Below are 20,995 nucleotides of genomic sequence, written 5' to 3' on the forward strand. Positions count from 1 at the left end.
GTCATGAAGAACTAATTTGTGATTAATTACTATTCTATCTAAAAAAGACTACACACAAAATAGGTTAACTAGCAAATAGTGGGCATTCTAGCGAAAAGTAATATTTTAGACACCAAATAACAAACAACTCAGTCGTCAATCCGGACAGGGGCCGGGACTCGTCCTTATTCCATACTACTTGGGTTAAACAAGACCGTTGGCAAAATCTTTATAATGAAACTACTTAAAATTTATTTCAAATATTTTATAGTAGTAGCTTTAATCTATTTGACACTAATGATAACTCTGGCTTGTTGTCATCTAGAGAGATGACTATAAATAATCTAGTAATTAGAATATTGGTTTTTGGAATTGGTGTGACAATAGTTATAGTTACTTTTCATATATATCGAGTTAAGAATGTTACAAAAAAGCACGGAATTGAAAACCCAGATTATGAGGTACAATATAAAAGAGAACTTTATTCTGACTTAGATCCAGAAAGTATTTTTAATTCAGTTGAAAAACAATAATTATTCAAAGGTTGACTATAATAAAAAAGTTAAATTTATTAATATCAATATTCAATTTAACGGAAAGTCTTGAGGACATAAGCTAGTTATTATATCTCAAAAAGATAAGAACGGATTCAAATATGAGATTATAAGCAAACCAATTTTCCCATTGACTATAATAGATTTTGGTCAAAATTTGGAAAACATTACAAAGTTAGAGAATTACATAAAAAACTTAGCTTAAAATCTGTTATCGCCAATAGCCAGCATTCTGGTTAAAAGTGATATTTTAAAGGCTAAATAAAAAATAACTAAGCCGAAATTTCTTATAAATATTACTATCTGATCCTACCAGTCCATGCTATTTTCTTTGACCAAGACCCTTAGCTGAAACCCAATCGGACATTTATTATAAGACATAGCATATATAAAGAAAGTCTCAACTAGATTTTGAACTGTTTGGATATAATTGAGCGTTAAACTTAACCAAAAGTCTCAGTTTTAAAGCTATTTCAATAGGTTCTTGGTATATTTTTTGGTTTATTCCTAGTTATGGAACAACCAAATGAAATTAAGAAGCAAAAAGAAGGCTTCGTTGCTGTACGTGGAGCCCGGCAAAATAATCTTAAAAATGTATCTCTGGAAATTCCTCGCGATGCTTTGGTAGTATTTACTGGGGTTTCTGGGTCGGGCAAATCATCACTTGCTTTTGGCACCTTGTATGCCGAAGCTCAGCGAAGATATCTCGAATCTGTGTCGCCCTATGCAAGGCGACTTTTTCATCAAATGCCAATACCTGAAGTAGACGAGATCGAAGGTCTGCCTCCGGCGGTTGCTTTACAGCAGCAACGAGGTTCAGGAACTACCCGATCCTCGGTCGGCTCAGTGACCACATTGTCTAACTTGTTGCGCATGTTGTATTCCCGCGCGGGCGATTATCCAGAGGGACAACCTCTTTTATATGCTGATTCATTTTCAACAAACACACCAGAAGGAGCCTGCCCTCAGTGCCATGGACTTGGTAGAGTATATCAGGTAACAGAAAAAAGTATGGTACCCGATGATAGCCTTAGCATTCGGGAAAAAGCCATAGCTGCCTGGCCCACTGGTTGGCAGGGACAAAATCTTCGTAACATTTTAATCACATTAGGTTACGATATTGATGTTCCGTGGAAAGATCTCCCTAAAAAAGAACGCGACTGGATCTTATTTACAAACGAACAACCACAGGTGCCAGTATACCCAGGCTTAGAAAGGGACGCGGTACAGGTTGCCATTAAAAGTAAGAATGAACCAAGCTACATGGGCACTTTTACGGGTGCAAAAAGAAATGTACTGCGCACCTTTGCAAATACGCAAAGTGCTTTGATGAAAAAACGCGTGTCGCAATACATGCTAAGCAGCGAATGTCCTACCTGCAATGGTAAACGCTTGGGTCGCGAATCTCTTTCGGTGACTTTTGCTGGTTATGATATTGCCGACATTTCGAGGCTGCCTATTAAGAAGTTGCTTACTATTTTCTCTCCTTATAGCGATGGTTCGGCGCCGGGTTTGGCTAAATTCAAACAACAGCAGGAGAAAGCAATGGTGGCACAAAGGATTGCCGAAGATCTTGTTGCGAGAGTAAGTGTTTTATTGGAATTAGGGCTTGGCTACTTATCCTTGGAGCGCAGCACACCTACTCTTTCTCCTGGCGAACATCAGCGTTTAAGACTTGCCACTCAGGTACGGAGTAATTTATTTGGGGTGGTATATGTATTGGACGAGCCTTCCGCAGGATTGCATCCCGCTGATACAGAAGCTTTACTCAAAACTTTGGATAGATTAAAAGCTACCGGTAATTCACTTTTTGTAGTTGAGCATGAGTTGGATGTGATTCGCCATGCCGACTGGATAGTAGATGTAGGTCCGGATGCTGGCGAAGGTGGCGGAGAAATTTTGTACAGTGGTCCACCGAAAGATTTAAAAAATATTCCACGATCTAAAACCAGAGAATATCTTTTTAATGATCTGCCTTTTAAAAAGTCACCACCCCGGACGCCCACTGGATGGCTGAAATTGAGCGGAGTTACCAGAAACAATTTAATTAATCTTGAGGTATCCTTACCTTTGGGTGTGCTAACCAGTGTTACAGGTGTGTCTGGTTCGGGTAAAAGCAGTTTGATCAGCCAGGTATTAGTAGAATTAATGTCCACCCAATTAGGAAACGGAGATTCTCCAGAAGAAGAATCGGAAGATGCCTTGCAACAAGACGTTGTAGCTACGCTAGGTGGTAAAATTACCGCAGGTTCAGAAGACATAAAGCGTATGGTCGTGGTCAATCAGAAACCAATTGGAAGAACACCACGTTCCAACCTTGCTACCTACACGGGTTTGTTTGATGTGGTGCGAAAATTATTTGCCTCAACAAAATTAGCTAAATCGCGTCATTATAATGCCGGTCGATTTTCATTTAATGTTGGAAAGGGTCGTTGTCCTAATTGCGAAGGCGAAGGCTTTGTAATGGTTGAACTCTTATTTCTACCAAGTGTCTATGCTCCCTGTTCTGTTTGTGGCGGTACTCGATATAATGACGAAACTTTGGAAGTAACTTATCATGAAAAAAATATTGCCCAGGTTCTTGACATGACCGTAAATGAAGCAACGGAATTTTTTGAGAAAGAAGACCGAGTAAGTCGCCCCCTTAAAGTATTGCAGGAAGTAGGTTTGGGCTATTTACGTTTAGGCCAGCCGGCAACTGAACTGTCCGGTGGAGAAGCGCAGCGTATAAAGCTTGCAAAAGAACTCCAACGTCTGAGCCGAGGGAATACACTTTATATTTTAGACGAACCAACTACGGGCTTGCATCCAGCTGATGTAGAAAAATTACAACTTCAGTTAGCAAGATTAGTTGATGCCGGCAACACTGTAATTGTGGTAGAACATGATATGCAGGTTGTGGCTGGAAGTGATTGGATTATTGATATAGGTCCCGGAGCTGGAGAAGAAGGCGGAAAAGTAGTAGCAGCAGGAACGCCGGAAAAGGTCGCAAAAAATAAACAAAGTAAAACAGCAATTTATTTAATGAGAACATTAAATGGTCACCCTTAATTAGTAAAATCGGTTTATGATATTAAAATGTATTTCTATTCAACGAAGATAAAACAAGATAAAAATTATGAACTCAAAAGTTACATCTAGAAACTAAAAAACAGTTCCTAGTTTAGCTACTTGATTTTACTAAGCCCCTTGACAATCGTTAAATATGAAGAAATGTTAAAACCAGAAGAACACGAGAAAGAAAGAGAGAGATTAAAGGATTTAGTATCATATTCTATACTTGACACCCTTTCAGAAACTGATTATGATGATATAACTGCTATTGCAGCAGGTATATGTGGAACTGAAATTTCTTTAATTAGCTTAATTGACAACAAGCGTCAATGGTTTAAATCTCATCATGGCTTAGACGTAACAGAAACACCAAAAGAATATGCCTTTTGTGCTCATGCTATAAATGATCCAAAAAATATATTCACTGTTCAAGATGCCAGAATAGATGAACGATTTCATGATAATCCTTTGGTAACCAGCGATCCATCGTTAGTATTTTATGCAGGTGTTCCTTTAATCAGCGACAATGGCCTTCCTCTTGGGACTTTGTGCGTGATTGACCACAAACCAAGATTGTTGAGTCAAAGTCAACTCCAATCTTTGAGAGCCTTAGGACGTCAGGTGATGAACATTTTAAATCTAAGAAAAACTAAATTAACTTTAGAAAAAGCTTCTGCAGATTTAGAAGAAAAAAATTTAGAGTTAGAGCGGTTTGCATTTGTCGCTGCGCATGACCTTAAATCTCCACTAAATGGCATTATCGGGTTGTCACAACTACTTTCTGAAAATTATAATTCTCAGGTTGATAATGAGGGAAAGGAAATGCTCAGTTTAATCGCAAAATCAAGTGAAAACTTAAAAAAACTTATTGACGGATTACTAGATTACAGTAGATACGAGAATGTATTAAAAGAAAATAAATCACAGATAAATCTCAACAGTTTGTTAGATGAGCTTACTGGTCTTTTTGTTTATGAGCACAATTTGACACTTAAATTAGAGTCTTCAATTACTAATATCGAAATGAATAGAGCTGCTCTGGAGCAAGTTTTGATAAATCTTATTACTAATTCGATCAAATATAACGATAAGAAAAATGTAGAAATTGAAATTGGGGTGTCAGAATCAGCCACTCATTACGAGTTTTATGTTCAAGATAATGGATTAGGAATAGCTTTAGAAAATCAGGAAAAGATTTTTGAAATTTTTAAAGTTATTGGTAACGAAGATAGGTTTGGTATAAAAGGTAACGGAATAGGTTTAGCAACAGTAAAAAAAGTAATAGAAAATAGTGGTGGCTCCATAAAAGTAGAGTCAGAACCAACAAAAGGAGCCAGGTTCATATTTACATTTGAAAAATAGCGAGTGTCAATATCGGATATTTTAAATAGCGGGCATATTACAAAAAGTTATATTTTAGACATCAAATTGTAGTTTAAAAAATCTTATAAATCGTAGTTACAATAACCCCTTTACAATCATTTAAAACAACAGACAATAACTGTTTTTCTTCTTTTACCTTTAAATTAAATGGTGCAGCTAATAAGTTTATACCACTTCGTTTTTTTAGTCTAATTCCTTGTCCTGAAATTATATCCTTATTGGGTACAAAGTCTCCTTCCGGTAAATGTTCAGTTAAAATAACATATTTATAATCAGTCAACTTACTAACTAGGCTTTGTATTTCAGCATTTGATAAATGTTGCAGTACTTGTCTTAAAATCACACAATCCCCAGCAGGCAGATCATCTACTGCGATATCCAAACAATGAAATTCTAAATTTTCTGCTTTAAATTTTTCTTTATCATATTCTATAAGGTTTGTCACTATATCCACCGCAACATACTTCTTAGTATGCTTAACCAATTCTTTTCCTACATTAAAATCCCCACAACCTAGATCACATACCTTTAGAGGATTTTTAAAAGATGTTAAAAATTTCATCAAAACATCTATATATGGATCTATTATCTTGGGATCATGAGACCCTAAACCTGAATAAAAATCAGATTTGTTGTCACCCCAAAGTTTCATTTCGTAAACCTGCTCCATAGCATCTTTCGTGGGCCAAGGCTTTTTTATTATTTTAGAACCATTTTCTTTTTTCTTCATAAACACGCTATTGGTCAATACAAACTATAAAAGCATAATTATATGTATTAATATAAACGCACAAGTTATTTGTTATATCTTATATAGTGAAACTGAAAAAATATTCGATCTTTTAGCTGGCTTAAATCTCATTTAAACAAAAAAGCTCACCAAATGGTGAGCTTTTTTTGTGACCGCGAAGGGATTCAAACCCCCAACCCTCAGAGCCGAAATCTGATGCGCTATTCAGTTGCGCCACGCGGCCTAATATTTAACTTTCTCCATCTTCTCCCAGCGGTCGATTTCAAGTATTTCTCTCTTACTCTAGCTGCAAATCTAGAATCAAATGTCTCAATATTAACAATATCCCAAGGTACAAATGCCTTAGTAGATATGTTTTTCCCGCTATTATGTTCCAATAAACGTCGATTAACATTCTCAGTCATCCCAACATAATAACGATCAAATTTTGAACTATATATAATATAAACTAAAAACATCGTCTTATTCTGCGCCCCGCCCGTACGATAAGGCACGTTCGGGCGGGCACGCGGCCTAATATTTAATTTTCTCCATCTTCTCCCAGCGGCAGATTTCAAGTATTTCTCTCTTACTCTAGCTGCAAATCTAGAATCAAATGTCTCAATATTAACAATATCCCAAGGTACAAATGCCTTAGTAGATATGTTTTTCCCGTTATTATGTTCTAGTAAACGTCGATTAACATTCTCAGTCATCCCAATATAATAACGATCAAATTTTGAACTATATATAATATAAACTAAAAACATCGTCTTATTCTGCGCCCCGCCCTTACGATAAGGCACGTTCGGGCGGGCACGCGGCCAATTCAATTAACAATAAACAATAAGCAATGATCATTGTTTATTGTTTATTGTTAATTGCTTATTGTTAATTGCTTACTGTAATTCTCTCTTAACAATCATCGAAATAGTCTTCCCATCAGCTTTTCCTGCTAATTCACCAGAAGCCATTCCCATTACTTTTCCCATATCCTTCATTCCTGAAGCACCAGATTTAGCTATGATGTCTTTTATTTTCTGCTCTATTTCTGCTTCGCTTAACTGAGCTGGCAAAAATTGCTCGATCACTGCAGCTTGATCCAATTCTGGTTGTGCCAGATCTTCTCTATTTTGTTCCTTATAAATAGCCGCGCTTTCCTTGCGTTGTTTTACTAATTTCTGAAGCAACTTCAACTCCTCCTCTTCAGAAATTTCTTCTTTAGAACCATTCTCGGTTCGCGCCAATAATATTCCACTTTTTATGGCACGAAGAGCTTCTAATTTAACCGCGTCTTTAGCACGCATTGCAGCTTTCAATTCGGTCATTACCTGTTCTTGTAAACTCATATAAAGTGTATTAATTAAGACTGCGAATATAAAAATAAAACCTGAAATTCGTGGAGGAATTTCAGGTTAATTGTTGGGGTAAATTTAAGCTTAGTCTACGTTATCGTGTAGAAACGAATTGTTACTTCTAAACTTAAGATCGTCATTATCACCTCCCAAAGTTGTTCTGGAAAGCTTCTCTTCTTCCTTTCGGGAATTTTCAAGATCTATGCCTGCACGCTTATATGCTGGTTGCTTTTCAATTTCATCTATTTGAGCGGCGTTACTTCTAAACTTATAGTTAAATTCCTTCATTTTTGCCCTTCTTTCTGCAGCTCTTTCTATTAAGCCTTCAGAAATAGGATTGTCAAAAGGATCGTTATCATGGTCTGATATTTTCTTCTTTTCAGGTTCGGGAGCCACAGTCTTCTTCTCAAAAACTACATGCTCTTCCTCTTCTACTTTTTTCTGAACATGTTTCGACTTTTTCAGCATTTGCTCCACTTCCATATAATCATCCAGACTATAACGCTTTTCTCCAGTTGAAGAATTTTCGGTTACAGGAATGATCTCAATTGGCTCGTTCACTTCCATATCCTTGGTCTCATCATTAAGATCATGGATAATTCGTTGGTTTTTTGGCTTTTCTGCTTCAAAAGTTCCCTGAGGCTTTTCTCTAGTCTCAGGTTCCTCTTTTTCCTGCCCTTGATTTGGATTAATAGGGAAGTCAAAAGTGAACATGAACTGATCTTCAGCATCATCTTCTAACTTTTCTTTTTCCTGCTTCTCCAGTTTATTTATTTTCGCTGAGGTGTCTGTTATTATAAAATCATCTTCCTTATAAGACACTTCCTCGTAATCCACATCCATATTTCTGGCACTTGGAGGGGTGCGAAGATCTTCTTTTACTTCTTGAGTCTTAGAGATATCTTCTTCTCCTAACGTATGAACGATCTTTTGCTCTTTTTCTTCTACTGGTTCTTCTTCAGTAAAAGCAGGTCTTTGAAATTTATTCTGATCAAAATTGTGAACAGCTTTTTGCTCATCCTCTAAAGTGTGGATGATTCTCTTTGTTTCGGTATTAACAATTTCATTTTGCTGCTCTACATTAAAACCCGTGGCAATAATTGTTACTGCGATTGCATCTTCTAAACTTTCATCTTCACCAACTCCCATAATGATATTGGCACTATGTCCAGCTTCATTTTGAATGTGATCGTTGATCTCTCCTATTTCATCAATAGTGATCTCTTCAGAACCAGAAACGATCAATAACAACACATTTTGAGCACCTTTAATCTTGTTGTCATTTAACAACGGAGAATCTAAAGCTTTGATGATCGCATCGTTTGCTCTACTTGCTCCAGATGCAAATGCCGACCCCATAATAGCAGTACCACTATTACTAAGAACCGTTTTAGCATCACGTAAATCGATGTTTTGTGTATAGTGATGAGTAATAACTTCTGCAATTCCTCTGGAAGCAGTTGCTAAAACTTCATCGGCTTTAGAGAATCCAGCTTTAAAGCCAAGGTTCCCATAAACCTCTCTGAGTTTATTATTATTTATAACAATTAGAGAATCTACATGTCTTCGTAGGTTTTCTACTCCCAGTTGAGCCTGTTCATTTCGCATCTTCCCCTCAAACTGAAAAGGAATAGTTACGATCCCCACTGTAAGAATATCCATTTCTTTGGCTTGTTTGGCAATCACAGGCGCAGCTCCTGTTCCAGTTCCTCCACCCATACCGGCGGTAATAAATACCATTTTTGTATTGGTACCAAGCATGCGTTTGATTTCCTCACTACTTTCTATAGCGGCGTTTTCACCCACTTTTGGGTCTGCGCCAGCTCCTAAACCTTCTGTTAAGTGAACACCTAACTGAATTTTATTGGGAACCGTGCTATTTTCCAAGGCCTGGGAATCTGTATTACAAATAATAAAATCAACTCCCTTGATTCCTTGTTGAAACATGTGATTGATGGCATTGCTACCACCCCCTCCTACTCCAATAACCTTGATCACGTTGGATTGATTTTTGGGTAAATCGAATGAAATATTTCCGAATTCTGTACTGCTCATAAATCCTTTTTTACTGGTTCTATATTCTTATTCTGCGTTGTCTAAAAAATCTTTGAACTTTTCAGCCCATTTATCAAAAACACTCTTTTTAGTCGTTTTTGAATTTGCTGAAGTAGGTTCATCCTCTTCATCTGTATTAAAGGAATGTGTTCCTTCTTCTACAATTACTTCTTGTTCTACCGTACCCGCCTGGTTTTGAAACTTAGCATTCTTTTGCTCTAAGCTATTCAATACCAAACCTACTGCAGTTGCATAAAGCGGACTCGTAGTTTCTGTATCACTATCTCCTGCCAAATGCTCATTAGGATATCCAATTCTGGTATCCATTCCGGTAATATATTCTGCCAGTTGCTTTAAATGCTTCAACTGTGCACCACCACCGGTAATTACCATTCCGGCTATTAGTTTTTTCTTCTGCTCCTCGTGTCCGTAGTTCTTAATTTCAAGATATACTTGCTCTATAATTTCTACTACACGTGCATGGATGATCTTAGAAAGGTTTTTAAGGGTGATCTCTTTTGGCTCTCTTCCGCGTAACCCCGGAATAGAAACAATCTCGTTATCCTTATTTTCTCCAGGCCAAGCCGATCCAAACTTGATCTTTAATAATTCTGCCTGCTTTTCTATTATAGAACAGCCTTCTTTAATATCCTCTGTAATTACATTTCCACCAAATGGGATCACCGCTGTATGACGAATAATTCCATCTTTAAAAATGGCAAGATCTGTTGTTCCACCTCCTATATCGATAAGTGCTACTCCAGCTTCTTTTTCTTCCTGACTCAACACTGCATTTGCAGATGCTAAGGGCTCTAAGGTTACTGCTGAAAGTTCCAAACCGGCACTTTTCACGCAACGCCCAATATTTCTAATAGAAGAAACCTGACCAACAACTACATGAAAATTAGCTTCCAACCTTCCTCCATACATTCCTATTGGCTCCTTGATCTCTGCCTGCCCGTCTACTTTAAATTCCTGTGGCAAGACATGGATAATCTCTTCTCCCGGTAACATTACCAGTTTATGAACCTGGTTGCAAAGTGTATAAATATCGTCGCTATCTATTACCTCATCTGGATTTGGACGGGTGATATAATCGCTGTGTTGTAAGCTTCTAATATGCTGTCCTGCAATCCCAACTACTACTTCTTCTATTTTTAATCCTGAATCTGCTTCTGCTTCTTGTATCGCTTGTTGAATTGATTGAATAGTTTGGGTTATATTATTCACAACCCCACGGTGGACACCTAAACTCTTAGATTTTCCAATCCCGATGATCTCCATTTTTCCGTACTCATTCTTCCGCCCAATCATGGCCACGATCTTCGTGGTTCCAATATCCAGCCCTACTGCAATTTCGTTGTGTTCCATCCCTTATTTTTTAGTGCAAACAACCTGATTTCCAAATTGTAGATCCACCATTTTGTAAGTATTTAATAAATCGTCTTTAAGTCCTTTTTTATAAAAGGCTTTAAAATTGTTGAATTTCTCTTCTATTCGGTCCACTTTTCCGAAGAAAATATTGAAATTTGTTTGTCTTAATTCTATTTGATAATATCCACCATTCAAAAGAGTGACAGACGTAATATGTTCAGTCAAAAATTGGTCATTGTTAATATAATCTACTATCGGAAAGGCATCTACAATATCCTTTTCCTTCATATTAACAAGAACCGGAACTCTGGCAGAATAACTTTCAGAAAGCGGCATCTTTTTGCCTAATCTATCTAAATAAAACCCATTATTCCCCAAAACTCTACCGATAGGGCGGCGTTGACTTATTTTGGTTTTTAAAATTCCATCTAAGCTTAGAAACACTTCTGCATTTTCTATCATCTCGTGTTTGTTCAAAAGAACTTCTACCCTATTCAAATCTAAAGTTTCTTTACCTATACTTGAGACCTCTATGTTATTTTGTATTAACAATTTATTAACCGATTCTTCGGACACATATAGGTTTTCAGATTGGGTGAATTGTACTTCAATTTTTTCCAATTTCCTATTATTATTTCTCTTTTCGGCAAAACCATAAAAGAAGACGATCAAGACCAATAATAAAATGCCTTTTATGTAATTGAAGTTAATTTTCATTCTTAAAATATTTTTCAACTTTAATGATCTCTTCTCCAATATCTCCTGCGCCCATCATAACAATTACATGACTTTCCGAAATATTTAACTCGTTTATAATTTGATCTTTCCCTATTAATTTTTTATTCTGATTCTTAATTTTATTCAATAACCATTCAGAAGTAACCCCTTCCATTGGAAGTTCCCTCGCAGGATAAATATCTAATAATCTTACCTCATCGAACTTACTTAAGCTTTCCGCAAAATCATCGGCGAAATCTTTAGTTCGACTAAATAAGTGCGGCTGAAATACTGCTATCACCTTTTTACCGGGATGCATTTCTCTAACAGCTTGGTGCACGGCGGCAATTTCTGCCGGATGATGTGCATAATCGTCTATTAAAACACGATCTGCAGTTTTCAATCTATACGTAAATCGACGGTTCACACCTTTAAAACTATATAATGCTCTGGCGAGTTCATTGGTTGGGGATCCATAATGAATGGCAATCGCCAGAGCAGTTATAGCATTTAATAAATTGTGTTTGCCCGGGAGGCTAAACCTCAAACCTTCTATAACTTGTGTCGGGGTAATCAGATCGAAATGATAAGTTCCGTTCTTTACTGTAATATTTTTAGCAGAATAATCTGCGTTATCTTCAATTCCAATAGTGCCACCTTTAAGTGGCAGTCCATTCTTTACAAAAAGAGTACCGTTCTCCGGTATTAAAGCTGCGAAATCATTAAAAGATTCAATTAATTTTTCTGGAGATCCGTAAATATCTAAGTGATCGGCATCCATGGAAGTGATCGCGGCAATATTTGGAGATAAATTCAAAAATGATCTGTCAAATTCATCTGCCTCCACAACCATCACTTCATTCCCCTTAAGAATAAGGTTACTCTGAATATCTTCACTTATCCCGCCAAGAAAAGCAGTGACTTTAGCGCCAGTTTCCTTTAATAAATGTCCTAAAATAGCAGTTGTAGTAGTTTTACCATGTGTTCCTGCCACTGCCAAGGTGAATACTCCTTGAGTGATCATACCCAAAACTACTGCTCGCTTTTTGAGCTGAAATTCTTTCTGAATAAAATAATTATGTTGCTTGCTATCCTTAGGAATTGCGGGAGTATAAACAATTAAGGTATTTTCAGTATTTCTGAAGTTATCTGGAATCACCTCAATTTCATCTTTATAAAAAACCTGAATCCCTTCTTCTTCTAATGCTCTTGTTAGAACAGTAGAAGTTTTATCGTAGCCGGCAACTTGCTTGCCAAGAGAATTGAAATATCTCGCTAACGCGCTCATTCCTATTCCGCCGATGCCGATAAAATAAAGATTTTCTATGTTTTTAAAATGATCCATTAATTTATACTTCCTAAGTCTTTATTATTTTTTCCATGACATCTACTATCGCAACTGTTGCTCCCGGTAAAGCCAATTTTTTAATATTTTCTGAAAGATTTTTTTGCACTTTTTCAGATTCTAAGATCAACATAATAGTTTCAGAAAAATCCTTCGCCAAATCTTTTTCATCCAACACATAGGATGCTCCTTCATTTGCCACCGTCAAAGCATTTTTCGCCTGATGGTTTTCAGCAACATTGGGAGACGGGATAAATAATACCGGTTTTCCAACGATACATAATTCTGAAACGCTAATTGCCCCTGCACGAGAAACAATTACATCGGCAGCAGCATAAGCGAGATCCATTCTACTTAAATAAGCATGGGTTTGCACATACTCGCTATCGTATTTCTTATACTCCTCGTAATACAAAGAACCAGTTTGCCAGATCAGTTGGATCTTCTTTTTTTCAAAAATAGCTGCAAAGGCTTCCATTAACTGGTTTATTCTTCTTGCTCCCAAACTGCCACCTAAAACCAATAACGTTTTTCGGTCATTTTTCAAATTAAAGAACAACTGCGCTTCTTCTCTTTTATCTTTAATATTCAGAATATCCTGTCTTACAGGATTCCCTGTTTTAATTGTTTTTTCTAATGGAAAATAACTTTCCAGATTATCATACGCAGTACAAATAGCATCTGCATTCTTACCCAGAAGCCTATTTGTTATTCCTGGATAGGAATTTTGCTCCTGAATTAAAGTGGGAATATTCATAAAATTTGCAACTTTCAGCAAAGGCCCACTTGCAAAACCACCGGTTCCAATAACCACATCTGGTTTAAATTTTTTGAGGATCTTTCTAGACTCCCAAAGACTACTAATTACCTTAAACGGAAAGCTTAAATTCCTTTTGGTTAAACTTCTATCGATTCCAGAAATCCAAAGTCCTTCAATTTTATAACCAGCTTGCGGTACTTTATCCATTTCCATTCTATCTTTTGCTCCCACGAAAAGAATCTCAGCAGATGGATAACGTCTTTTAATTTCATTTGCAATAGAGATCGCAGGATAAATATGTCCTCCTGTTCCTCCTCCAGATATTATTACTTTTAATTGCTTCTTCATATCGCTTCGCTTAAAATGTCCAAAGGATTTTCTTCTTCTCTTTCTCTATCAGATTCTTCAGATAATTTTATCTCTTCTTCCCTTTTAGCACTTACGCTCAACACAATCCCCAATGCAAGGCAAGTCATCCAAATTGATGTCCCTCCACTACTTACAAGAGGCAATGTTTGTCCTGTTACCGGGAATAATTCTACCGCAACCGCCATGTTTACCATGGCTTGGAAGACAATAGGCAATCCAACCCCAATAACCAATAGCATCCCGAAAATTGTATTGGCCTTTGTTGCCACAATCACTATTCTGAACAACAGCAATAAATAAGCCGCCATCACTCCAAAGCCGCCAATTAATCCCATTTCTTCAACTATAATGGCATAGATAAAATCTGAAGAGGACTGAGGTAAAAAGTTCCTTTGGATACTTTTCCCAATTCCCTCACCTGCAATGCCCCCTGTGGCAATTGCAATCTTTGCTCTCTCTATTTGATAATCTGCCTCTGTATCCTCATCATTAGTAAAATTCTCTATCCTACTTGCCCAGGTATCTACCCTGTTTGGTAATAATCCTGGAAATGCTTTTGCTGTTAATATGAACATAGTAAGCAATAATAAACCTGCTCCTACTATGATTCCTAAATATTTTAAGGGATAACCACCAAGGTAAACCAACATGATCACCATTGTAAAAATGATCGCTGTGGTAGAAAAGTTAGCTGGTAAAATAAGAGCTAGAACCACAAACACCGGCATCCATAACGGAAGAATAGTCTCCTTAAAAGTCACGTCCTTTTCAGTGATTCTAGAAAGATATCTTGCAACATAGATCATTAGAACCACCGCCGCTAGTGTAGAGGATTGAAAAGTAACTCCCACCACCGGAATCTGAATCCATCTACTGGCATATGCCCCATCTATTGTTGTTCCCTGAAAAATTGTGTATACTAATAATACCACCACAACTGGTAACATTAGTATTGAAAGACCTTTGAAATAATGATAAGGTATTTTATGGATTGCAAACAACACACAAAATCCTAAAACAAGATGAAAAAAATGAACTACTAAATAGCTACTTGTACTTCCATCTCCATATAAATAGGCTAGGTTACTACTCGCGCTATACACTGGCAAAAACGAAAATATCGCCAGCAAAGCCGTGGTAGCCCAAATAACTTTATCACCCTTTATATTTGAAAACAAGTTGTTCATTCAGATCTATCTCTTATTATTTATTATAAATTTCTTACAGAATCCTTAAACTGTCTCCCTCTATCCTCATAGTTTTCGAATAGATCGAAACTTGCACAGGCAGGAGAAAGCAAAACCGTATTTCCTCTTTCAGCAAATTTATACGCCATTCCAACAGCTTCTTTCATAGAATGTGTTTCTACAATGGTGTCTACACAATTTCCAAATGCTTCAAATATCTTAGAATTATCTACTCCTAAACAAATAATTGCTTTTACCTTTTCATTTACCAAAGGCAACAATTCTGAATACACATTTCCCTTGTCTACTCCTCCAACGATCCAAACCGTTTCACTTTCCATGCTTTCCAAAGCATAGTAAGTAGCATTGGTATTTGTTGCCTTAGAATCGTTCACATACAATACATTATTGATCTTAAGTACTTTTTCCAAGCGGTGTTCTACTCCTTGAAAATTCTCCATACTTGCGCGAATGGTCTCTTTTCTAATTCTTAATAATTGAGAAACCGTGGAGGCAGCCATGGCATTCTTAATATTGTGTTTACCTTCTAGTGCTAATGCGGAATTTGGCATAATAAATTGGGTGTTGTTGAGGTTTATTTTAATGTTGTTATATTCTAAATATGCTCCCATTTCTAATTTCTTCTGAAGTGAAAAAGGAATCATTTGAGCTTTTACTGAATTGGCTTTAAGCCATTTTGAAATTATTTCGTCATCAGCATCATAAATAAAGAAATCATCTTCAGTCTGATTTTTGGAGATTCGAAATTTTGATGCTACATATTCATCTAAATTGTAATTATATCTATCCAAATGATCTGGAGTGATATTAGCAAGAACTGCGATATCTGGTCTAAAATCTACTATTCCGTCCAACTGAAAACTACTCAGCTCCAATACGAAATAATCTACAGGATTACCCGCGACTTGTTTTGCAAAACTATCACCTACATTTCCAGCCATAGATACGTTCAATCCCGCATTCTTCAGAATATGATAGATCCATTTGGTAATGGTGGTTTTTCCGTTACTACCAGTAATGCCTATTATTTTTGCTGAAGTATATTCAGCAGCAAATTCAATTTCAGAAATCACAGGTATTCCATGCTCTTTAATCTTTATAACCAAAGCTGCATTATCTGGTATTCCGGGACTTTTCATAACTACTGAAGCATCCATGATCTTAGCTTCGGTATGCCCGGCTTCTTCCCAAGAAACTCCTAGTTTTTCAAGTTCAGCTTTATACTTATCTTTTATTTTTCCAAAGTCTGAAACAAAAACATCATAGCCCTGCTTAAGCGCAAGAATCGCAGTACCTACACCGCTTTCTCCACCTCCAAGAATTGCTATTTTTTTGTTTTTGCTCATATTGTATTTAATATCAATTTATCTAACTTTTAATGTAATAATGGTTACGATCGCAAGGAAAATCCCAACGATCCAAAATCGAACTACGATCTTACTTTCATGTAAGCCTTTTTTCTGATAATGATGATGCAATGGGGACATTAGAAATATCCTTCTTCCTTCTCCATATTTTCTTTTGGTGATCTTAAACCAGCCAACCTGCATAACTACGGAAAGGTTTTCTAAAAGAAATATTCCGCATAAAATCGGGATCAATAACTCTTTTCTCGTTGCAATGGCAATTACAGCGATAATTCCTCCAATTGTTAAACTTCCTGTATCTCCCATAAAAACCTGAGCCGGATAAGTGTTGTACCATAAGAAACCAACTAAGGATCCTGCAAAAGCGGTTATAAATATGGTCATCTCCCCAGATCGTGGGATATACATGATATTGAGATAATCTGAAAATATGATGTTACCAGATACCCATGCAAAAATTCCCAGAGTAAGTACTATAATTGCAGAAGAACCCGCTGCAAGACCATCTATTCCGTCTGTTAAATTGGCTCCATTGGAAACGGCGGTCACTATGAAAATCACAATCGGAATAAAAATTAACCAAGCATAGTTCACTAATGATGGATTAATCCAACTGATTAAACTTGCATAATCGAATTCATTATTCTTTACAAATGGAATAGTTGTAGTAGTAGATTTCTCTTCAACTCCAGAGGTAATTTCCTGCTCGTTAGTTTCAACTTTTTCAATATTAAAGGCAGGGACATTAACATCTTCCTTAATTGTAATTGCTGGGTGCAGATACATAGTCCCTCCAACAATAAGCCCAAGGCCAACTTGCCCTAGCACCTTGAAAACCCCTTTTAAACCTTCTTTGTCTTTTTTAAATGTTTTTATATAATCGTCTATAAAACCAATAGTTCCCATCCAAAGAGTAGTCACTATTAATAAAATAACATAGATGTTGTTGAGTTTAGCAAATAACAAGACCGGGATAAGTGTGGAGATAATTATAATTAATCCTCCCATAGTAGGCGTTCCCGCTTTTTCACTCTGCCCTTTTAAACCAAGATCCCGCACACTTTCTCCTACCTGTTTTTTCAAAAGATAATTGATGATCTTTTTTCCATATATGGTAGATATCGCCAATGACAAGATAATAGCCATTGCAGAACGGAATGAAATAAATTCAAACAGACCTGCACCAGGAATCTGGTATTGCTTATCTAAAAAATCAAACAAATAGTATAACATATCTTTTCTTCTAACCCCTTGCTACTAGCAGAGAATTACTATTTTTCTAGTTGACTCAAATATTCGTTTACAATTTTATAATCATCAAAATCAGATCGTACGCCGTTTACTTCTTGATAAGTTTCATGACCCTTTCCTGCAATTAGAATAATATCATTTGGATTTGCTAATTGACAAGCGGTCTTAATCGCCTGATTTCTGTTTACCACCGTCATTGTTTTCTTAAAATCCAACGCGTCTACACCTTCTTCTACATCTTTCAATATTTCTTCAGGGTTTTCAGTTCTTGGATTATCACTGGTAAATATCACTTTGGTACTTAGTGACGCAGCAATATTTCCCATTTTTGGTCTTTTTGTTTTGTCACGATCTCCTCCGCAGCCAACTACTGTGATCAACTCTTCGTTCTTTGTGCGAATAGCATTAATGGTTTCCAATACATTTTTTAATGCATCTGGAGTATGTGCATAATCCACAATGGCGGTAATCTTTTTATCGGAAACTACATACTGAAATCTTCCACTTACAGAATTCAATTCACTTATAAGTCTTAAGTTTTCCAGTTTTTTTAATCCTAATAAACTCCCAGCTGCATAGATTGCAAGAATGTTGTAGGCATTAAAATTCCCAATCAACTTGGTCCAAACTTCATCTCCATTTATCTTCAGCAACAATCCGCTGAATTGATTTTCCAAGATCTTTGCATTAAAATCTGCATAGGTTTTTAATGCATAGGTTTGCTTTTCAGCTTTTGTGTTCTGAAGCATTACAGCTCCATTTTTATCATCTGCATTTATCAAAGCAAAAGCTGATGCAGGTAACTGATCGAAAAACAGTTTTTTTACATCTCGATATTCTGCGAATGTTTTATGATAATCTAAATGATCGTGTGACAGATTTGTGAAAATTCCGCCAGCAAACTTCAGACCGGTAGTTCTATCCTGCGCAATCCCGTGAGAACTCATTTCCATAAAGCAATATTCTACCCCTTCGTCATTCATTAATTTCAAATATGAATTAATGGTCAATGAATCTGGAGTTGTATGAGACGCAGCATAGGTTTTTTCTCCCACCATGATATTCACAGTAGAAAGCAATCCAACTTTAAAGCCTGCTTTGCTGAACAAATGATATAATAAGGTAGCAACTGTTGTTTTACCGTTAGTACCTGTAACTCCTACTAATTTTAAATTTTCTGAAGGCGAATCGTAATAATTAGCCGCCATAATAGCCAAGGCTCTTTGAGAATTTGCAACCTGCACATAAGTAACTCCATTTACAATTTGCTTCGGCATTTCCTGACATATCACAGCTAATGCTCCTTGATTAACTGCGGTAGTTATAAATTGATGCCCATCTGAAACAGTTCCCTTTACAGCAACAAACACATCATTAAATTCTACTTTTCTAGAATCAAAATGAATGGAACTAACAGTTAACCCAGTGTTGCCAATTACGGCTTCCATAGGAACTTTATATAATATGTCTTTTAATATCTTCAACTTAAACTAAGTGCTACTTGTTGATTATTTTTAATTTTTTGTCCTGCAGGAATAGATTGATTTTTAACCTTTCCTTTCCCGTCTATTCTAACAGATAAACCCAAGTTTTCTAATAATGAAAGAGCATCCATTGCAGGCATTCCAACAACATTTGGCATTAACTTTTTAGTGCTTTGCGCTGCTGCATAATATTTTTCAAAGTCTCTTGAGATCTTATCATTTTCGATATTCAATGATTCCAATTCATCTTCAATAGGAGTATCAGTATATATTTTTTGAGCAATTCTTTTAAAGACAGGTCCGCTAACATCTGCCCCGTAAATACCAATTTTGCTATTAGGCTTGTGTATTACAACTATGCTTGTGTATTTTGGATTATCCGCAGGAAAATAACCTACAAAAGAAGAAATATATCTAGGATTGGAATTCCAACCCTCCATCCAATATTCGGTTTGTGCAGTTCCTGTTTTACCGGCCATAGAGAAATTAGGAGAGTATAAACTTTTAGCGGTACCTCGCACCACTACATTCTCCATCATTGCTTTTACCTTATTTACCGTTTCTTGAGAACAGATCGAAGGATCTATTATTGTTAATTCATTTTTCTCGATCACCTTATCCCATTCTCGTATTTCCTTTATAAAACGAGGTTTTACCAAAACACCATTATTAGCGATCGCATTATAAAAAGCTAAGGTTTGCAGAGGTGTTATTTGAATACTCCCATATCCGTACGCCATCCAAGGCAAAGAAAGACCAGACCATTTTTTATCACCTGGTTTCGGAATATATGGCTCACCTTCTCCTTTTATAGAAATCCCTAATTTTTCATTTAAGTGCATTCTATTTAGGCCATCAATAAATTTTTGTGGATTGTCCTTATAATTATCATAAATAAGTTTTACCACACCAACATTAGAAGAAACCTCAAAAGCTTTAGCTGCAGATATTTTACCATATCCTCCACGATGAGAATCCCTTACCTTATAACCACGCACACTCATAATCCCATTTTCGGTGTCTACAATCGTACTGGTATCTATCACCTTATCTTCTAAAGCAACAACCAATGCCATTAATTTAAATGTAGAACCCGGCTCATGTGTTTCTCCAACTGCATAATTTAACTTTTCAAAATAGGTGCCTGCAGAGGTTCTTCCAAGATTCGAGATCGCTTTGATCTCACCCGTCTTGGTTTCCATAACCACCACAGTTCCATGATCTGCTTCATACTTCTCTAACTGAGCCAATAACGCGTGATGCGCTATATCTTGAATATTTACATCTATAGTAGAAATTACATCATACCCGTCTTTTGGCTCTACTTCATTATTATCACTTATTGGTTTCCATTGCCCTTTCGCGATTTTTTGTTTTAATCTATGCCCATCGGTTCCTTCCAGAAATGGCCCAAAAGCCCCTTCTAAACCTACTCTTGTATAATATCCATCCTTGTCCTTTCGCTCGTAACCAACCGTTCTCGCAGCCATTTCTCCCAGTGGGTGCTCCCGCACAGTTCTTTGCTCTACGATCATTCCACCTTTATAAGTGCCAAGCTTAAAAAGAGGGAAACTCTTTACTTTCATATAATCTGAATAGCCTAAGTTTCTTGCGATCAAAAAATAACGCTGCTTATTAACTCTTGCGGTTCGAAGTGTTAGCGACCAATAGGTAGCACTTTTACCAAACATTTTATAGAGCTCTTTAGAAAGAGGCGCTATATTTTCTTCAAAATTTTTATCGGATACCGTAACCGCATCAAATCGTATATCGTAGTTAGGTATGGAAGTAGCCAATAAATTCCCATTAGCATCATATAAATTTCCACGATTTGCTGGAATGGTGAAATTCTTTAAAGTTCTCTCTTCAGATAGCTGCTTATATTTATCTCCTTCTACAAACTGAATATTAAGCAACTGCACAGCTACCGCCGCCGCAAAGAGGAACATACATCCCGCTACAAAGTACAATCGGTTTAATATGTGCTTTTCGTTAGTTGCCAAAGGTTTA

General features: G+C 36.6%; 16 protein-coding genes and 1 tRNA gene. 3 read left to right on the top strand and 14 right to left on the bottom strand.

Going from position 1 to position 20,995, the window contains the following annotated elements; translation table 11 throughout:
* The first annotated feature begins 293 nt into the window (after nucleotides 1-293).
* The 3 genes from H033_RS0118060 to H033_RS0118070 all read left to right on the top strand — a co-directional run bounded on the left by H033_RS0118060 (nucleotide 294) and on the right by H033_RS0118070 (nucleotide 4,949).
* Nucleotides 294-512, top strand: a complete 219-nt coding sequence (locus H033_RS0118060) for a hypothetical protein (RefSeq protein ID WP_026839555.1) — start codon at nucleotides 294-296, stop codon at nucleotides 510-512.
* Nucleotides 513-1,046: 534 nt separating this feature from the next.
* Entirely contained in the window at nucleotides 1,047-3,584 is a 2,538-nt protein-coding gene (gene uvrA / locus H033_RS0118065) for an excinuclease ABC subunit UvrA (protein WP_026839556.1), read from the top strand.
* 162 nt (nucleotides 3,585-3,746) lie between these two features.
* Complete coding sequence (locus tag H033_RS0118070) at nucleotides 3,747-4,949, top strand: sensor histidine kinase (RefSeq protein WP_026839557.1); 1,203 nt, start codon at nucleotides 3,747-3,749, stop codon at nucleotides 4,947-4,949.
* A gap of 73 nt (nucleotides 4,950-5,022) precedes the next feature.
* Here the strand turns inward: H033_RS0118070 and H033_RS0118075 are convergent, their stop codons facing one another.
* The 14 genes from H033_RS0118075 to H033_RS0118145 all read right to left on the bottom strand — a co-directional run bounded on the left by H033_RS0118075 (nucleotide 5,023) and on the right by H033_RS0118145 (nucleotide 20,988).
* Nucleotides 5,023-5,700: a class I SAM-dependent methyltransferase gene (locus tag H033_RS0118075; RefSeq protein ID WP_026839558.1), complete on the bottom strand. Its 678-nt coding sequence runs from the start codon at nucleotides 5,698-5,700 to the stop codon at nucleotides 5,023-5,025.
* Nucleotides 5,701-5,870: 170 nt separating this feature from the next.
* Nucleotides 5,871-5,944 (bottom strand) — tRNA-Arg (locus H033_RS0118080).
* Nucleotides 5,922-6,470: a GIY-YIG nuclease family protein gene (locus tag H033_RS22230; RefSeq protein WP_231367659.1), complete on the bottom strand. Its 549-nt coding sequence runs from the start codon at nucleotides 6,468-6,470 to the stop codon at nucleotides 5,922-5,924. The genes H033_RS0118080 and H033_RS22230 overlap by 23 nt, the downstream gene beginning before the upstream one ends.
* A 129-nt stretch (nucleotides 6,471-6,599) precedes the next feature.
* The gene (locus H033_RS0118095; protein WP_026839559.1) at nucleotides 6,600-7,049 is read right to left on the bottom strand and encodes a GatB/YqeY domain-containing protein; all 450 of its coding nucleotides are present in this window, start codon (nucleotides 7,047-7,049) and stop codon (nucleotides 6,600-6,602) included.
* Nucleotides 7,050-7,139: 90 nt separating this feature from the next.
* Nucleotides 7,140-9,110, bottom strand: coding sequence for a cell division protein FtsZ (gene ftsZ, locus H033_RS0118100; protein WP_026839560.1), 1,971 nt, complete (start codon nucleotides 9,108-9,110; stop codon nucleotides 7,140-7,142).
* Between the two features lie 27 nt (nucleotides 9,111-9,137).
* Nucleotides 9,138-10,481, bottom strand: coding sequence for a cell division protein FtsA (gene ftsA / locus H033_RS0118105; RefSeq protein ID WP_026839561.1), 1,344 nt, complete (start codon nucleotides 10,479-10,481; stop codon nucleotides 9,138-9,140).
* 3 nt (nucleotides 10,482-10,484) lie between these two features.
* A complete protein-coding gene (locus H033_RS0118110) occupies nucleotides 10,485-11,201 on the bottom strand; it encodes a cell division protein FtsQ/DivIB (protein WP_026839562.1) in 717 nt (238 codons plus the stop codon).
* On the bottom strand, nucleotides 11,191-12,546 hold the full coding sequence (murC, locus tag H033_RS0118115) for a UDP-N-acetylmuramate--L-alanine ligase (RefSeq protein ID WP_026839563.1): 1,356 nt from the start codon (nucleotides 12,544-12,546) through the stop codon (nucleotides 11,191-11,193). Before murC ends, H033_RS0118110 begins: the two co-directional genes overlap by 11 nt.
* A gap of 13 nt (nucleotides 12,547-12,559) precedes the next feature.
* Complete coding sequence (gene murG, locus H033_RS0118120) at nucleotides 12,560-13,654, bottom strand: undecaprenyldiphospho-muramoylpentapeptide beta-N-acetylglucosaminyltransferase (RefSeq protein ID WP_026839564.1); 1,095 nt, start codon at nucleotides 13,652-13,654, stop codon at nucleotides 12,560-12,562.
* Nucleotides 13,651-14,862 (bottom strand): FtsW/RodA/SpoVE family cell cycle protein, encoded by a 1,212-nt coding sequence (locus H033_RS0118125; RefSeq protein WP_026839565.1) that lies wholly within the window; start codon nucleotides 14,860-14,862, stop codon nucleotides 13,651-13,653. Before H033_RS0118125 ends, murG begins: the two co-directional genes overlap by 4 nt.
* 23 nt (nucleotides 14,863-14,885) lie before the next feature.
* Nucleotides 14,886-16,229, bottom strand: a complete 1,344-nt coding sequence (gene murD, locus H033_RS0118130; protein WP_026839566.1) for a UDP-N-acetylmuramoyl-L-alanine--D-glutamate ligase — start codon at nucleotides 16,227-16,229, stop codon at nucleotides 14,886-14,888.
* An 18-nt stretch (nucleotides 16,230-16,247) separates the two neighbouring features.
* The gene (gene mraY, locus H033_RS0118135; protein ID WP_026839567.1) at nucleotides 16,248-17,483 is read right to left on the bottom strand and encodes a phospho-N-acetylmuramoyl-pentapeptide-transferase; all 1,236 of its coding nucleotides are present in this window, start codon (nucleotides 17,481-17,483) and stop codon (nucleotides 16,248-16,250) included.
* Between the two features lie 38 nt (nucleotides 17,484-17,521).
* On the bottom strand, nucleotides 17,522-18,985 hold the full coding sequence (locus tag H033_RS0118140) for a UDP-N-acetylmuramoyl-L-alanyl-D-glutamate--2,6-diaminopimelate ligase (RefSeq protein WP_026839568.1): 1,464 nt from the start codon (nucleotides 18,983-18,985) through the stop codon (nucleotides 17,522-17,524).
* Nucleotides 18,982-20,988 carry a penicillin-binding protein gene (locus H033_RS0118145; protein WP_026839569.1) on the bottom strand — a complete coding sequence of 669 codons (2,007 nt, stop codon included), beginning with the start codon at nucleotides 20,986-20,988 and terminating at the stop codon, nucleotides 18,982-18,984. The genes H033_RS0118140 and H033_RS0118145 overlap by 4 nt, the downstream gene beginning before the upstream one ends.
* Nucleotides 20,989-20,995 lie beyond the last annotated feature (7 nt).

This window comes from Gillisia sp. JM1 (assembly GCF_000424645.1).
Taxonomy (GTDB): Bacteria; Bacteroidota; Bacteroidia; order Flavobacteriales; family Flavobacteriaceae; genus Gillisia.

Bases quoted from the DNA above. Each gene is read 5' to 3' on its own strand.
- uvrA (WP_026839556.1), top strand. From the start codon at position 1,047: ATGGAACAACCAAATGAAATTAAGAAGCAAAAAGAAGGCTTCGTTGCT.
- H033_RS0118070 (WP_026839557.1), top strand. From the start codon at position 3,747: ATGTTAAAACCAGAAGAACACGAGAAAGAAAGAGAGAGATTAAAGGAT.
- H033_RS0118075 (WP_026839558.1), bottom strand. From the start codon at position 5,700: ATGAAGAAAAAAGAAAATGGTTCTAAAATAATAAAAAAGCCTTGGCCC.
- H033_RS22230 (WP_231367659.1), bottom strand. From the start codon at position 6,470: ATGTTTTTAGTTTATATTATATATAGTTCAAAATTTGATCGTTATTAT.
- H033_RS0118095 (WP_026839559.1), bottom strand. From the start codon at position 7,049: ATGAGTTTACAAGAACAGGTAATGACCGAATTGAAAGCTGCAATGCGT.
- ftsZ (WP_026839560.1), bottom strand. From the start codon at position 9,110: ATGAGCAGTACAGAATTCGGAAATATTTCATTCGATTTACCCAAAAAT.
- ftsA (WP_026839561.1), bottom strand. From the start codon at position 10,481: ATGGAACACAACGAAATTGCAGTAGGGCTGGATATTGGAACCACGAAG.
- H033_RS0118110 (WP_026839562.1), bottom strand. From the start codon at position 11,201: ATGAAAATTAACTTCAATTACATAAAAGGCATTTTATTATTGGTCTTG.
- murC (WP_026839563.1), bottom strand. From the start codon at position 12,546: ATGGATCATTTTAAAAACATAGAAAATCTTTATTTTATCGGCATCGGC.
- murG (WP_026839564.1), bottom strand. From the start codon at position 13,654: ATGAAGAAGCAATTAAAAGTAATAATATCTGGAGGAGGAACAGGAGGA.
- H033_RS0118125 (WP_026839565.1), bottom strand. From the start codon at position 14,862: ATGAACAACTTGTTTTCAAATATAAAGGGTGATAAAGTTATTTGGGCT.
- murD (WP_026839566.1), bottom strand. From the start codon at position 16,229: ATGAGCAAAAACAAAAAAATAGCAATTCTTGGAGGTGGAGAAAGCGGT.
- mraY (WP_026839567.1), bottom strand. From the start codon at position 17,483: ATGTTATACTATTTGTTTGATTTTTTAGATAAGCAATACCAGATTCCT.